Raw genomic sequence first — 13,488 nt, 5'->3', positions numbered from 1 at the left:
GCAACAGGCGCTCAGGCCGCGCGGCGGCAGCGCAACAAGGGAAACCATCATGGGACGCATCACGCTCGACAAGGTGACCAAGAAGTTCGGCGAAGTCGAAGTTATCCCGCCGCTGGACCTGACTATCGAGGACGGCGAATTCGTGGTCTTCGTCGGCCCCTCGGGCTGCGGCAAGTCCACGCTGCTGCGGCTGATCGCGGGGCTGGAGGACGTGTCTTCGGGCCATATCCAGATCGACGGGCGCGACGCGACCGAGGTGCCGCCGGCCAAGCGGGGGCTGGCGATGGTGTTCCAGTCCTACGCGCTTTACCCGCATATGAGCGTACGCAAGAACATCGCCTTCCCGCTGCGCATGGCGGGGCTGAGCAAGGATGAGCAGGACAAGCGCGTCTCGGGCGCCGCCGAGGTGCTGAACCTGACCGCTTATCTTGACCGGCGGCCCGGCCAGCTTTCGGGTGGTCAGCGTCAGCGGGTGGCAATCGGCCGCGCCATCGTGCGCGAGCCGGCTGCCTTCCTTTTTGACGAGCCGCTGTCAAACCTTGATGCCGCGCTGCGCGTGGGCATGCGTCTGGAAATCTCCGAACTGCACAAGCGTTTGGAGACGACGATGATCTACGTCACCCATGATCAGGTCGAGGCGATGACCATGGCCGACAAGATTGTTGTGCTGCGCGCTGGCAACATCGAACAGGTGGGCAGCCCGCTGGAGCTTTACCAAAGCCCGCGCAACACCTTCGTCGCCGGTTTCATCGGCAGCCCCCGGATGAACCTGATCGAGGGCGCCGAGGCCGCGAAACATGATGCCACAACCATCGGCATCCGGCCCGAGCACATCGCCATCTCGCCGACCGAGGGGACATGGCAAGGCAAGGTGGGCGTTTCCGAACACCTCGGCTCCGACACCTTCTTCCACGTCACGGGCACCGGGCTGGCCGACGCGATCACCGTGCGGGCCGGCGGCGAGGTTAGCCTGCGCTACGGCGACACCATCTATCTCACCCCCGAAGAGGGCAAACTGCACCGCTTCGACGCGAAGGGGCTGCGGATATGACACGGCTTGCCGGCAAAACGGCGCTGATCACCGGCGCGGCGCGGGGCATCGGCCGCGCCTTCGCCGAGGCCTACGTGCGCGAGGGCGCGACCGTCGCCATCGCTGACATCCATGTCGCCGCGGCCGAGACAACCGCCGCCGAGATCGGGCCGCAGGCGCATGCCTTTGCGCTGGATGTCACCGACCAGGCAAGTATCGACGCCTGCATCGCGGCGGTCGAGGCACAGCTGGGCGGCATCGACATACTGATCAACAACGCAGCCCTTTTCGAGGCCGCGCCGATCGTCGAAATCACCCGCGCCTCCTATGACAAGCTGTTCGCGGTCAACGTTGCGGGCACGCTTTTCACGATGCAGGCCGTCGCGAAATCCATGATCGCGCGCGGCAAGGGCGGCAAGATCATCAACATGGCCAGCCAGGCCGGCCGCCGGGGCGAGGCGCTGGTCGCCGTCTACTGTGCAACCAAGGCCGCCGTCATCAGCATGACACAGTCGGCCGGTCTGGACCTGATCAAGCATGGCATCAACGTAAACGCCATCGCACCGGGCGTGGTCGATGGCGAACATTGGGACGGGGTGGACGCGTTTTTTGCCCGCCTCGAAGGGTTGCAACCGGGCGAGAAGAAGAAACAGGTGGGCGCCGCCGTCCCCTTTGGCCGGATGGGCACCGCCGCCGACCTGACCGGGATGGCCATTTTCCTTGCCACGCCCGAAGCCGACTACATCGTCGCCCAGACCTACAACGTCGATGGCGGAAACTGGATGAGCTGATGCCGACACCTCTAACCTCTGCCGCGCTGGCCGACCTGCCAGTAAACGTCGCCGGCCCCGGCTATGATCGCGCGGGCCTCAAGGCCGGAATCCTGCATATCGGGGTGGGCAATTTCCACCGCGCACACATGGCCGTCTATCTCGACCGGCTGTTCGCCACCGGGCGCGACCATGACTGGGCGATTTGCGGCGCAGGCGTGCGCCCCGCCGACGCGGTGATGCGTGAACGCCTTGCCGCACAGGACTGGCTGACCACAGTGGTCGAGCTTGACCCGACCGGCCTGAATGCCCGCGTCGTGGGCGCGATGATCGATTTCTGCCCGGTCGAGGCCGCCGCCACCATCGCCCGCATGGCCGACCCGGCGATCCGCATCGTCTCGCTCACCGTGACCGAGGGCGGCTATTACGTCGACGCCAAGACCGACGGGTTCGACGCGGCCCATCCGGACATGGTCCATGATGCCGCCCACCCCGACACGCCGCGCTCGGCCTTCGGGATGATCCTCGCCGCCCTGCGCGTCCGCCGCGACGCGGGCGCGGCCCCCTTCACCGTGATGACCTGCGACAACCTTCCGCATAACGGCCATGTCTGCCAGCGCACGGTCGTGGGGCTTGCCCGCCTGTCGGACCCCGCATTTGCCGACTGGGTCGCGGCCAACGTGGCCTTCCCCAATTCGATGGTCGATTGCATCACGCCCGCCACTTCGGACCGCGAACGCGCGATGGTGGCCGACCGTTTCAGCCTGATCGATGCCGTCCCCGTTGCCTGCGAGCCGTTCCGGCAATGGGTGCTGGAGGACAACTTCCCGCAGGGCCGCCCCGCGCTGGAAGAGGTGGGGGCCGAGTTTGTGGCCGATGTCGCGCCCTACGAGCTGATGAAGCTGCGCATCCTCAACGGCGGTCACGCGGCCATTGCCTATCCGTCGGCGCTGCTGGGCCATCACTTCGTGCATGACGCCATGGCAGATCCGTTGATCCGCGACTGGCTGGGCGCGCTGCAAACGCGCGAGATCATCCCCACCCTCGCGCCGTTGCCGGGCGTCAGCTACAGCGACTACCAGCAGACGATCATCGCGCGCTTCTCCAACCCCGAGGTGGGCGACACTATCCCGCGCCTTTGCCTTGACGGGTCAAACCGCCAGCCCAAGTTCATCCTGCCAATGCTCCGCGATGCTTTGGCACAGGGCAGCCCGATCACGGGTCTCGCGCTCGAAGTCGCCCTCTGGTGCCGCTACTGCGCCGGGACCGACGAGGCGGGCCAGCCAATCCCGCCCAATGACGAGGCTGCCGCCGACCTCAAGGCGCGCGCGCTGGCCGCAAAGGACAACGCCGACGCCTTCATCGGCAACACCACGATCTTCGGCGCATTGGGCGAGAACCAGGCCTTCGCCGCGGCTTTCACAGAACAGTTGGCCAGCCTCTGGACCAACGGCGTCGCAGAAACCCTGCGCCGCTACATCGGCTAAACATCGGGCCTTCTTCTGGCTCGAAATACTCCGGGGGGAGCGCAGCGGGGGCAGCGCCCCCCTTCAGGGACCGATGCCGCCGATCTGCCCGATGAGGTCGACAACCTCTTCCACCCCCTTGCCATGCCTCAGGCTGGCAAACAGGAACGGCCGGCCCGCGCGCATCCGCGTCGCGTCGCGCTCCATCACTTCAAGGCTCGCGCCCACATAAGGCGCGAGGTCCGTCTTGTTGATGACAAGGATGTCCGAGCGGGTAATCGCCGGGCCGCCCTTGCGCGGGATCTCCTCGCCCGCGGCCACGTCGATGACATAGATCGTCAGGTCGGCCAGTTCCGGGCTGAACGTGGCCGACAGGTTGTCGCCGCCGCTTTCGATCAGCACGAGGTCCAGATCGGGATGACGGCTGCGCATCTCTGCGACGGCGGCGAGGTTGATCGAAGCATCCTCGCGGATCGCGGTATGCGGACAGCCCCCCGTTTCCACGCCCATCACCCGGTCTTCGGGCAGGATCTGCATCCGCATCAGCGCCTCGGCATCTTCCTGCGTGTAGATGTCGTTGGTGATCACGGCAAGGCTCAGGCGGTCCTTCAGCGCACGCGCCAGCGCCGCGGTCAGCGTCGTCTTGCCCGCGCCCACCGGCCCGCCGATGCCCACCTTCAGGGGTCCGTTCCCGCTCATCGCTGCCTCCCTCTCGCCCGCCCCGGTCACGACCGGAAGATCCGGGAATACTGCGCCTCGTGCCGCATCGCCGCGATGTCGACGGCCAGCGTGCCGGTGCCGATGTCATCGGGCGTGGCCGCCAGCGCCTCGGTCGCGACCCGCGCGATCAGCGGCTGCAGGCCGTGCAGCACCCGCTGCCCCGCGGTCTGGCCCAGGGGCATCAGCCGCAGTGCCGCCTGCACGAGGTTTCCGGCAAAGCCCTGCAACCACAGTGCCGCGACCGGCCCCGCGGGCAGCCCGGCCAGCCGCGCCGCCCGGCCCACCGCCACCGGCAGCGCAATGTCGGGCAGGTCAAAACCCCAGACCGCGCGCACCGCGGCGGCGAAGGCCGCGCCCTGCTGTAATGTTTCCAGCCGCCGCTCGCGCGAGGGGGCCAGCGCATCGGCCAGTTCGGCCAGCGCCGCGACCTCGTCCGCCTCGGCCCGCCAGGCCGCGCCCAGCAGGATGCAGTCGGCCCGCCCCGCGCCAAGGTCGATCACCGCGGCCAGCCAGTCGGCCAGGCCCGCCGCATCGCGCACCTCGCCCCCCGCCACCGCCGCTTCCAGCCCGTGCGACCAGGCGAAGGCCCCGGTCGGAAATGTCGGCGCCAGCCACTGCGCCAGCGTCAGAAGGTCGTCAATGCGCATGGTCATGTCCGAAGGTGCGCCCGTGGCCATAGGCCCCGCCCTCGGGCGTGAAGGGCGCCATCAGGTGGGTGACCCGCGCGCCAAGCCCCGCCAGCATCTTCTCCAGCACCACGTCGCGCCGGATCAGCAGTCGGTCGGTCTCAATCTGGCAGGGCGCATGCCGGTTGCCGATGTGCCAAGCCAGCCGCGGCAGATCGCCCCGGATGTCCATCAGCGGCTCGGCCGCGGCCTCGACCGCCACCAGCCGCCCGTCGGCCAGCCGCAAGCGGTCGCCGTGGTTCAGGCTGGCGACCTGCGGCAGGTCCACCAGCACCATCGGCCCTTCGAGCGTGGCCAGCCGCTTGCGCCGCACCAGCCGCTCTTCGTAGCTCAGCCGCAGCGTGGCGATGGCCGCCCCCCCCTGCACCACCGCGACGGCGGGCGGAAGATCGGGCGCGCTCATGCCGCGGCACCGCTCAGATGTAGTAATGCGCCCCGAAGATGCGCCGCACCTCGCCCGCCCGGGTCTTGCCCATCGCGGCCAGTTGCGCGTCGCTGAGCGCGTTCAGCCGCTTGATCTCGGCGGCATGCGGCCCCGCTTCGGTCATCCGCACGACGGCCCGCGAAACGCCCGCCGCCACCCGCGCGGCCAGTGCGCGCAACGAAAATCCATTGCCATGAAAGGCGGTTACAGTCTGTGCCATTGGAAACACCTCGTGTGATCACAGGTTGTTTCCTCCCCTGCCCGGCAACATATCCCCCACGGCACCGGGCACAACTGCCCTTTGCGCACTCCCGCCTTGCAGCCGCGTCATGGCCCGGATCATGGCCCGCCTCAGAACAGGAAGTAGCGCTGCGCCATCGGCAGCACCTCGGCCGGCTCACAGGTCAGCAACTCGCCATCGGCCCGCACCTCGTAGGTCTCGGGGTTCACCTCTACCTTCGGCAGCGCGTCGTTCAGCTTCAGGTCGCGCTTGCCGATCGTGCGCGTCCCGGCGACCGCCACCGTGTCCTTGGCCAGGCCCAGCGCCTTGCCGACGCCCGCATCCTGCGCCGCGGCACTGACGAAGGTCACGGCAGAGCGCTCCACCGACCGCCCGAACGCGCCGAACATTGGCCTTGTATAGACCGGCTGCGGCGTCGGGATCGAGGCATTGGGGTCGCCCATCTGGGCCGCGACGATGGTCCCGCCGATCAGCACCATCTCGGGCTTTACACCGAAAAACGCCGGGTGCCACAACACGAGGTCCGCGCGCTTGCCCTCCTCGATGCTGCCGACATGGCCCGAGATGCCATGCGCCAGCGCGGGGTTGATCGTGTATTTCGCGATGTAGCGGCGGACGCGGTAATTGTCGTTCGCGCCGGTTTCGTCGGCCAGCCGCCCGCGCTGTACCTTCATCTTGTGCGCCGTCTGCCAGGTGCGGATCAGCACCTCGCCCACCCGGCCCATCGCCTGGCTGTCGGAGGCGATGATGGAAAACCCGCCCATGTCATGCAAGATGTCCTCGGCCGCGATGGTCTCGCGCCGGATCCGGCTTTCTGCAAAGGCCACGTCCTCGGGGATCGACTTGTCGAGGTGATGACAGACCATCAGCATGTCGAGGTGTTCGTCCACCGTGTTGACGGTAAAGGGCCGCGTCGGGTTGGTCGAGGAAGGCAGCACGTGCTCTTCCCCGCAGATCTTGATGATGTCCGGTGCATGGCCGCCGCCCGCCCCCTCGGTGTGAAAGGCGTGGATCGTGCGGCCCTTCATCGCCTTGACGGTGTTCTCGACAAACCCGGATTCGTTCAGCGTATCGGTATGGATCATCACCTGCACGTCCATCGCATCGGCCACCGACAGGCAGCAGTCGATGGCGCCGGGCGTCGTGCCCCAGTCTTCGTGCAGCTTCAGGCAGGCCGCACCGGCCAGCACCTGTTCTTCCAGCGCGGCGGGCAGGCTGGCATTGCCCTTTCCTGCGAACATCAGGTTCATCGCAAAGGCATCGGCCGATTGCAGCATCCGCCCGATATGCCAAGGCCCCGGCGTGCAGGTGGTGGCCAGCGTGCCATGCGCGGGGCCCGTGCCGCCGCCGATCATCGTGGTGATGCCCGAATGCAGCGCATCGTCGATCTGCTGGGGGCAGATGAAATGGATATGGCTGTCGATCCCCCCCGCCGTCAGGATGCGGCCCTCTGCCGCGATCGCCTCGGTCCCCGGCCCGATGACGATGTCGACGCCCGGCTGCGTGTCGGGGTTGCCCGCCTTGCCGATCTTGACGATCCGCCCGTCGCGCAGCCCCACGTCGGCCTTGTAGATGCCCGTCCAGTCGACGATCAGCGCATTGGTGATGACGGTATCCACGGCGCCGGCCGCCCGCGTCACCTGGGACTGCCCCATCCCGTCGCGGATCACCTTGCCGCCGCCGAACTTCACCTCCTCGCCATAGGTGGTCAGGTCCCGCTCCACCTCGATCACCAGGTCGGTATCGGCCAGTCGCACCCGGTCGCCGGTGGTGGGGCCGAACATCGCGGCATAATCGCGGCGGGAAATGCGGGCAGGCATCAGAGGTCTCCCATCACATGCTGGTTGAACCCGAAGATGCGCTGTGCGCCCGCGACCGCGATCAGCCGCACCTCGCGCCGCTGTCCCGGCTCGAACCGAACCGCGGTTCCGGCGGCGATATCCAGCCGCATGCCGCGCGCCGCCGCGCGGTCGAAATCCAGTGCCGCATTGGCCTCGGCGAAATGGAAATGGCTGCCCACCTGTACCGGCCGGTCGCCGGTATTGGCGACCTGCAACGAGACGCCCGCGCGCCCGGCATTCAGCTCGATCTCGCCCTCGGCCACCATCACTTCGCCCGGAACCATCGCCATCCCCTTCATCTTGCTCCAAGTACTCCCGCCGGAGGCATCGGGTTTTCGCCAGAAAAACCGATCCTTACCGGATCGGCTGGTGCACGGTGACCAGCTTGGTGCCGTCGGGGAAGGTCGCCTCCACCTGCACCTCGTCGATCATCTCGGGCACACCGTCCATGCATTGATCGCGGGTAATCACCTCGGCCCCCGCCTCCATCATCTCGGCCACCGACCGTCCGTCGCGCGCGCCCTCGACCACCGCGTCGGTGATCAGCGCGATCGCCTCGGGGTAGTTCAGCTTCACGCCGCGGGCGAGGCGACGGCGGGCCACCTCGGCGGCCATGGCGACCAGCAGCTTGTCCTTTTCGCGCGGGGTCAGTTGCATCGTTCACAATCTCCAGACTTTTGGCAGCGATGCCTCCGTCAGGCATTCGATCACCGGAATGAGGGCCCGGCGCAAGGCCTGCCCGTCGACGGCCAGCATCCGCAGAAACAGGACCTCGTCACGGATCAGGCTGGCGGCGGCACCCAAAGCGCGGACCGGGCCCAGTTTCGCTGCGGCCCCCGGGCCCACAAGGCACAGCGTGGCCATTGCGCCGGCGCCGCCTGCCACCGCGGCCCGCGCCAGTTGCGCCTGCACATCGCCGGCCAGCCGCAGCGCATCGGCCAGCACCAGCCGCCCGCCCACGCGGATCTGCCAGCGGTCATGCAGATGCGCGTCACGCAGAACTTCGCCCATCGCCATGCGGCCAAAAATCACCGGCTCGACGATCAATGCAGTCGCGCCAGAATCGAGCTCGGCTTTGAGGCGCCGGTCCAGCTTTGCGCCCTCGAAGAGGATCGTCTCCTGCGGCAGCCAGTCCAGCCGCGCACCGGGTTCGGCGCGCAGGCGCACCTCGACCTCGGCGGCGGGGCCCGGCGGCGCGCGATAGGCCCGCTCGGCCGCTTGGGTCGAGATCACGGCGCGCGCGCCCGCCCCCGCCGCGATCTCCACTTCCATCCGGTCGCCGCCCGTCAGTCCGCCCGCGGTATTGAGCAGCACCGCCTCCAGCGCCGGCCCTGCCTCGCGCGGGAACAGCACCTTGAGCGATCCAGCCTGATGCAGCCTGTCGATCCGGGCCGCGCCGCGGGCCTGCCGCAGGGCCAATCGCAGCAGGCCGCGCGCGCGCGGCTGCGGCACCGTCTGGGCAGGCTGGACATGGGTCATGACGGTCATCGTGGCGCGGCCCGGCAAGGCATCTTCCAGCCCATACTGACGAAAGCCGCGGCAGGTGCCACCCCCGGCCCCCTCATCGCGCCTGCCGATGCGCCTTTGCCGGGGACAATGCCCAATTCTTGGGCGCCACATGCGCAAGGGGCGCCGCGGGTCTCCCCCGGCGCCCCCCTCTTTCTGCCGCGGCCGTGCCCTGTCAGGTCGGCTCGTCCATCCGTGCCTGCACCCGAACCGACCCGGTGCAGGCCGTCTTCCAGACCAGCCGCGCCTGCCGCCCGGCGGTGCCGTACTCTGTCTGCACCCAGGGCTGCTCATAAGTCGCCACGTTGCCGGCATCGGCGACCTTGCTGTCAGGGACCACCGCCTCGACCGTGCGCAGCTTGCCCTTGAAGGGCAGGAAGGTGCCGCTGTCGACCACCCAGTAGCGGTCGGCGGTGGACTGGACGTGGCTCAGCAGCACCGGGTTCTGCACCGGTTCGACCACCGAATTGAACGTGTTGCCGGTGAAGGTGATGTTGCGCATCCGCCCGTAATCGAGGTCCGAGAACGTCGTATCCACAGCCTCGACCCGGGTGATGTTGCCGTTGATCGACCGGAACACGTTGCCCTGCACCGCCAACCCCTGGATGTAATGGCCCGCGCCATAGGGCTTGACCACGATCCAGTTGAACCAGGGCGCGACATCGTTGGTGGTGAAGATGTTGCCGGTCAGGGTCAGGCCGCCGAAGGAATACTGGTTGGCGAAATCGGGGGCCGATTCATACTCGTTCGTCCATTCGACGAAGTTGTTGTCGATGTAGTTCCCGGTGATCACCGTCTTGCAGTTGGGCGTGGTGATGACGATGCCGCCCTTGCGCACGCCGTCGGGCTCGGAATCGTCGGCGAACCAGTGGTTGCCCGCAATCAGGTTGCCGGTGCCGCCCAGGACGCAGAAATGCTTGAACCGCACGACGCGGCAATCGCGGATCTTGATGTCGTTGGCATTGGCGTTGAACCCGATCGAGGTGCGGTCCTGCACTTTCAGCCCCTGCTCGTTCGAGATGAACTGGCAGCGGTCCAGCAGCATCCCCTGGCAGCCGTTGCCGATCGAGGTGATGCCGCGGTCCTTCGGCTTGGTGATAAAGCAGTTCTGCAGCGCAAAGATCATCCCGTCGCGCGCCAGCATTAGGCCCGAGGCCAGCCCGTCGCCGTAGAACTCGACATCGGTGAAATTGAACTGGCTGAGGCTGTCGAAGCCCGAGAAATCCAGCAGGTACTTGAACCGCGTGAAGGTGAACACCTGCGTGCCCGCGGCATCGAACAGCGGGTTCGACAGCGTGATCGTCGAGGTGGCGACATCCACGTCGGTCACGTAGATCTCGCGCCCCACGCCGTTGCCCGTCACCAGCGATCCCCGCGCGATGTTGGCCGCGTTCACGACGCCGGTCAGCTTCAGCGGGCTGGAGGTGGAATATGTCGCCTGCGAGGTGGCCACGGTGGTGTTCCATGCGGTGCCGTCAAGCGGCTGGAACTGGCCGTTGCGAATGACCTTGCGGGTGGCAAAGGTCGTCTTGATCGCGACGGCCGCCTGCATGTCCACCGGCCCGCTCAGCGCGATCCGCCGCCCGCACAGGTCGAGCGATTCGTAATCGGCATAGGTGATCAGCGCCTGAAACGCCTTGCGGAACGCCAGCTCCTCGTTGCCGAAAGCATCGAGGTAACTGACGAAGTCAAAGTTCTTCTGCAGCACGAGCACCTTGTCGGCGGGCATGGTGAGCGTGCCCTCGAACCGCACACGATTGTCGAAGGTCACGTTGCTGCCAAGGAAGTAGCCGCCCCGCGGCACCAGCACGACCGCGCCAGCGGCGGCCGCATCAGCCGCGGCAAAGGCGGCGGCATCGTCGGTCACCCCATCGCCCACCGCGCCGTAGTCGCGCACGTCGACCTCGGCCAGCATGTCGCGCAGGAAGGCGTCGGTGATGTCCTCGATGACGATGTCGTCGATGCGCACGACCGCGCCGTTCGGCCCCGTCAGGTCCAGCCCGAAATGGCCGAAGGTGGCACCGGGCCAGACCATGTCCACCCCGCCGCGCCGGCCGCTGCCGACGATCGCGCTGACCTCGACGACCTCGCCATAGCTGGTCAGTTGCACGCTCGGCCCGGTCTCGGTCACGCCGGCCAGATGGGCGCCGCCCGCGCTGCCGGCCCAGCCCGCGATGCGCACCGCGGGAAAGGGCCCCGCCACGGCCTTCACCCGCGCGCGGATGCGCAGGCAAACCCCCGGCATCACCGGCGTCTGGCCCATGTAGCGCAACTTGGTCACGCTTTGGGTCTTGGTGATCTCAAGGCAGCCCGCGAAATCCTGATCGGCCGGAACATAAGCCCCGGTGCCAGAGACGGCGTAGGTATCGGATCCCGGCGTGCCATCGCCGCTCGACCACACCGTCAGCCCGTCCGCGAAGGGCGCCGGCATCAGCACCAGCCCATCGGTAATCACCACGTTCATGACATCCCCTTTCCGCGGGGCGGGTCCATGGGCGCGGATGCGGGTCTGCTCTCCCGTCCGCGCCGGACCCGCCCGGCCTGTCCCGCATCCTCCGGCAAGGTGCGCCGGTCACGGGGGCAAGGGGTAACAACGGGGCGTAAAGGCGGCCTGAGGCCACCGTCACGGTGGAGGGCCGGGCCTCAGGCGCCGACGTCGGGCGCGGGCAGGATCGAAACGGCGTCGATCTTCCAGCCGCCATCGGTCTCGATCATCTTGTAGTCGAGGATCCATAACCCGCCATCCGGACCGCGCACCATCACCTTCTGCCAGGGCGCGCCTTCGATCTCGCGCAGTTCAAGGAACTTCGCGTCACGGTTGGTCCAGACCATCGGATAGCCGTTTTCCACCATCGACCCGAAATTGTCGGGCGTGTGGAAGAACCGCTGGATGCCGGGGCTGGCATAGCCCCAGGCCTTGCCCACGTCATGGGCGTTGAATGCCTGCAATTGGCTGGTGATGACGGCCTCGATGGCGCCCGCATCCTGCGCGCGGGCCGGCAGGGCTGCCGTCGTCAGGGCGAAACAGATCGCGACGATCCTGAACATCTTGCAACTCCGTCGGGGTTGACCTGACGAAGATACGTAGCGGGAGGCCCGAAAGTTTCAAAAACCTCAGGCGGCCAGCCGCCCGGCCAACCCGTCCTCGATCAGCTGTACCGTCTCGGCCACGCCATAAAGCGCGATGAACGAGCCGAAACGCGGCCCCTGGTCGGCGCCAAGCAGCACCTGGTAAAGCGCGGTGAACCAGTCGCGCAGCGGCTGGAACCCGTGTTCGGTGCCCACCGCAAAGACCATCGTCTGCAGCGCCTCGCCCTCGGCGGGGGCGTCCCAGGCCTTCAGCCGCGCCAGCAGGTCCTCCAGCGCCGCGCGCTCGGCCTCGGTAGGCGCGCGGAAGGTCTTGGTGGGCTTCACGAAGTCGTTGTAGTAGCGCACCGCGAACCCCGCCGCCTGGTCGAGGTCGGCATGGGTTTCAGGGCTGGCCTCGGGCGCGTAACGGCGGATGAAGCCCCAAAGCACCTCCTTGTCGGCGGCATGGGCCACCGAGGCGAGGTTCAGCAGCATCGCGAAGGGCACCACCATGTGCGAGGCCGGCACCTGCCCGCCGTGGATGTGAAACACCGGGTTGGCCAGTTGCGCGGCGGTGTCCTGCCCCGGATAGGCGCGCAGCTGCTGGTGATACTCGTCCACCGCCTTGGGGATCACGTCAAAATGCATCCGCTTGGCGGTCTTGGGCTTTTGATACATGAAATACGACAGGCTTTCGGTCGCGGCATAGGTCAGCCATTCGTCGATGGTCAGGCCGTTGCCCTTCGACTTCGAAATCTTCTGGCCCTTGTCGTCAAGGAACAGCTCGTAGGTGAAATGGTTGGGCTTGTTGCCGCCAAGAACCTCGCAGATGCCATCGTAGATCGGCGTGTTGGTCGAATGGTCCTTGCCATACATCTCGAAATCGACGCCCAGCGCGGCCCAGCGCGCGCCGAAATCAGGCTTCCATTGCAGCTTCACGTTGCCGCCGGTGACGGGCAGCGTCCATTCGCGCCCTTCCTCGTCGTCGAAGGTGATGGTGTGTTCCTTCGCATCGACATGCTTCATCGGCACGTAAAGGACGCGCCCCGTCTCGGGGTGGATCGGCAGAAAGCAGGAATAGGTCTGCTGGCGTTCCTCGCGCAGGCTGGCCAGCATGATCTTCATGATCGCGTCATAGCGTTCGGCGGCAAGGCGCAGCGTGTCGTCGAACCGGCCCGAGCGGTAGAACTCGGTCGCCGAGTAGAATTCATACTCGAACCCGAAGGTATCGAGGAACCGCCGCAGCATCGCGTTGTTGTGGTCGCCGAAGCTGGGATATTGCCCGAACGGATCGGGCACCGAGGTCAGCGGGCGCTGCAGGTTCTCGATCAGCATGTCGCGCTGCGGCACGTTGTCGGGCACCTTGCGCATCCCGTCGAGGTCGTCCGAGAAACAGATCAGCCGCGTCGGGATGTCCGAGATCACCTCGAAGGCGCGGCGGATCATCGTGGTACGGCTGACCTCGCCGAACGTGCCGATATGGGGCAGGCCCGAGGGGCCGTAACCCGTCTCGAACAGCACGTAGCCCTTGGCGGGGGGCGCTTTTTCATAGCGTTTCAGCAGCGCCCGCGCCTCTTCAAAGGGCCAGGCCTTGCTCTCCATCGCCAGCTTGCGCAGTTCGGACATTGTTCGTCTCGCATCCTTGCCGGGCCGCACCCCCGCGGCGCAACCCCGCGCACTCCCTATTGCGAGGGGGGCATGGCGTCAATAAATGGGTCAGGCCGAAAGGAACCGC

Annotated in this window: 14 protein-coding genes; 3 read left to right on the top strand and 11 right to left on the bottom strand. The window is 67.1% G+C overall.

The annotated features are described in order from the left end of the window. The first annotated feature begins 49 nt into the window (after window positions 1-49). The 3 genes from GC146_RS01255 to GC146_RS01245 are packed head-to-tail and all read left to right on the top strand — an operon-like array spanning window position 50 to window position 3,287. Window positions 50-1,051: an ABC transporter ATP-binding protein gene (locus GC146_RS01255; protein WP_291833230.1), complete on the top strand. Its 1,002-nt coding sequence runs from the start codon at window positions 50-52 to the stop codon at window positions 1,049-1,051. Next, window positions 1,048-1,821, top strand: a complete 774-nt coding sequence (locus tag GC146_RS01250; protein WP_291833227.1) for an L-iditol 2-dehydrogenase — start codon at window positions 1,048-1,050, stop codon at window positions 1,819-1,821. Before GC146_RS01255 ends, GC146_RS01250 begins: the two co-directional genes overlap by 4 nt. Continuing rightward, window positions 1,821-3,287, top strand: a complete 1,467-nt coding sequence (locus tag GC146_RS01245) for a mannitol dehydrogenase family protein (RefSeq protein ID WP_291833225.1) — start codon at window positions 1,821-1,823, stop codon at window positions 3,285-3,287. The genes GC146_RS01250 and GC146_RS01245 overlap by 1 nt, the downstream gene beginning before the upstream one ends. Window positions 3,288-3,350: 63 nt before the next feature. On the opposite strand, the gene ureG is transcribed toward GC146_RS01245, so the two are convergent. From ureG to GC146_RS01190, 11 genes are all read right to left on the bottom strand, one after another. Beyond that, window positions 3,351-3,965, bottom strand: coding sequence for an urease accessory protein UreG (ureG, locus tag GC146_RS01240; RefSeq protein ID WP_291833223.1), 615 nt, complete (start codon window positions 3,963-3,965; stop codon window positions 3,351-3,353). Window positions 3,966-3,991: 26 nt separating this feature from the next. Continuing rightward, window positions 3,992-4,633 carry an urease accessory UreF family protein gene (locus GC146_RS01235; protein WP_291833417.1) on the bottom strand — a complete coding sequence of 214 codons (642 nt, stop codon included), beginning with the start codon at window positions 4,631-4,633 and terminating at the stop codon, window positions 3,992-3,994. Further along, window positions 4,623-5,075 (bottom strand): urease accessory protein UreE, encoded by a 453-nt coding sequence (locus GC146_RS01230; protein ID WP_291833220.1) that lies wholly within the window; start codon window positions 5,073-5,075, stop codon window positions 4,623-4,625. The genes GC146_RS01235 and GC146_RS01230 overlap by 11 nt, the downstream gene beginning before the upstream one ends. A 13-nt stretch (window positions 5,076-5,088) precedes the next feature. After that, window positions 5,089-5,316: a hypothetical protein gene (locus tag GC146_RS01225; protein ID WP_291833217.1), complete on the bottom strand. Its 228-nt coding sequence runs from the start codon at window positions 5,314-5,316 to the stop codon at window positions 5,089-5,091. A gap of 131 nt (window positions 5,317-5,447) precedes the next feature. Then, window positions 5,448-7,157, bottom strand: a complete 1,710-nt coding sequence (ureC, locus tag GC146_RS01220) for an urease subunit alpha (RefSeq protein WP_291833214.1) — start codon at window positions 7,155-7,157, stop codon at window positions 5,448-5,450. After that, window positions 7,157-7,462, bottom strand: a complete 306-nt coding sequence (locus GC146_RS01215) for an urease subunit beta (protein ID WP_291833210.1) — start codon at window positions 7,460-7,462, stop codon at window positions 7,157-7,159. The genes ureC and GC146_RS01215 overlap by 1 nt, the downstream gene beginning before the upstream one ends. Window positions 7,463-7,532: 70 nt before the next feature. Continuing rightward, window positions 7,533-7,835 (bottom strand): urease subunit gamma, encoded by a 303-nt coding sequence (locus GC146_RS01210; protein ID WP_291833207.1) that lies wholly within the window; start codon window positions 7,833-7,835, stop codon window positions 7,533-7,535. A gap of 3 nt (window positions 7,836-7,838) precedes the next feature. Next, the gene (locus GC146_RS01205) at window positions 7,839-8,666 is read right to left on the bottom strand and encodes an urease accessory protein UreD (protein ID WP_291833204.1); all 828 of its coding nucleotides are present in this window, start codon (window positions 8,664-8,666) and stop codon (window positions 7,839-7,841) included. Window positions 8,667-8,859: 193 nt separating this feature from the next. After that, on the bottom strand, window positions 8,860-11,148 hold the full coding sequence (locus GC146_RS01200; protein ID WP_291833201.1) for a glycosyl hydrolase family 28-related protein: 2,289 nt from the start codon (window positions 11,146-11,148) through the stop codon (window positions 8,860-8,862). 179 nt (window positions 11,149-11,327) lie between these two features. Next, window positions 11,328-11,732 (bottom strand): DUF4864 domain-containing protein, encoded by a 405-nt coding sequence (locus tag GC146_RS01195; protein ID WP_291833199.1) that lies wholly within the window; start codon window positions 11,730-11,732, stop codon window positions 11,328-11,330. A gap of 66 nt (window positions 11,733-11,798) precedes the next feature. Beyond that, window positions 11,799-13,379, bottom strand: a complete 1,581-nt coding sequence (locus tag GC146_RS01190) for a lysine--tRNA ligase (RefSeq protein WP_291833196.1) — start codon at window positions 13,377-13,379, stop codon at window positions 11,799-11,801. Window positions 13,380-13,488 lie beyond the last annotated feature (109 nt).

Source organism: Limimaricola sp. (genome assembly GCF_016125575.1).
Taxonomy (GTDB): domain Bacteria; phylum Pseudomonadota; class Alphaproteobacteria; order Rhodobacterales; family Rhodobacteraceae; genus WGLM01.
This window is presented reverse-complemented; position numbering and strand designations above follow the sequence as displayed.

Bases quoted from the DNA above. Each gene is read 5' to 3' on its own strand.
- GC146_RS01255 (WP_291833230.1), top strand. From the start codon at position 50: ATGGGACGCATCACGCTCGACAAGGTGACCAAGAAGTTCGGCGAAGTC.
- GC146_RS01250 (WP_291833227.1), top strand. From the start codon at position 1,048: ATGACACGGCTTGCCGGCAAAACGGCGCTGATCACCGGCGCGGCGCGG.
- GC146_RS01245 (WP_291833225.1), top strand. From the start codon at position 1,821: ATGCCGACACCTCTAACCTCTGCCGCGCTGGCCGACCTGCCAGTAAAC.
- ureG (WP_291833223.1), bottom strand. From the start codon at position 3,965: ATGAGCGGGAACGGACCCCTGAAGGTGGGCATCGGCGGGCCGGTGGGC.
- GC146_RS01235 (WP_291833417.1), bottom strand. From the start codon at position 4,633: ATGCGCATTGACGACCTTCTGACGCTGGCGCAGTGGCTGGCGCCGACA.
- GC146_RS01230 (WP_291833220.1), bottom strand. From the start codon at position 5,075: ATGAGCGCGCCCGATCTTCCGCCCGCCGTCGCGGTGGTGCAGGGGGGG.
- GC146_RS01225 (WP_291833217.1), bottom strand. From the start codon at position 5,316: ATGGCACAGACTGTAACCGCCTTTCATGGCAATGGATTTTCGTTGCGC.
- ureC (WP_291833214.1), bottom strand. From the start codon at position 7,157: ATGCCTGCCCGCATTTCCCGCCGCGATTATGCCGCGATGTTCGGCCCC.
- GC146_RS01215 (WP_291833210.1), bottom strand. From the start codon at position 7,462: ATGGTTCCGGGCGAAGTGATGGTGGCCGAGGGCGAGATCGAGCTGAAT.
- GC146_RS01210 (WP_291833207.1), bottom strand. From the start codon at position 7,835: ATGCAACTGACCCCGCGCGAAAAGGACAAGCTGCTGGTCGCCATGGCC.
- GC146_RS01205 (WP_291833204.1), bottom strand. From the start codon at position 8,666: ATGACCGTCATGACCCATGTCCAGCCTGCCCAGACGGTGCCGCAGCCG.
- GC146_RS01200 (WP_291833201.1), bottom strand. From the start codon at position 11,148: ATGAACGTGGTGATTACCGATGGGCTGGTGCTGATGCCGGCGCCCTTC.
- GC146_RS01195 (WP_291833199.1), bottom strand. From the start codon at position 11,732: ATGTTCAGGATCGTCGCGATCTGTTTCGCCCTGACGACGGCAGCCCTG.
- GC146_RS01190 (WP_291833196.1), bottom strand. From the start codon at position 13,379: ATGTCCGAACTGCGCAAGCTGGCGATGGAGAGCAAGGCCTGGCCCTTT.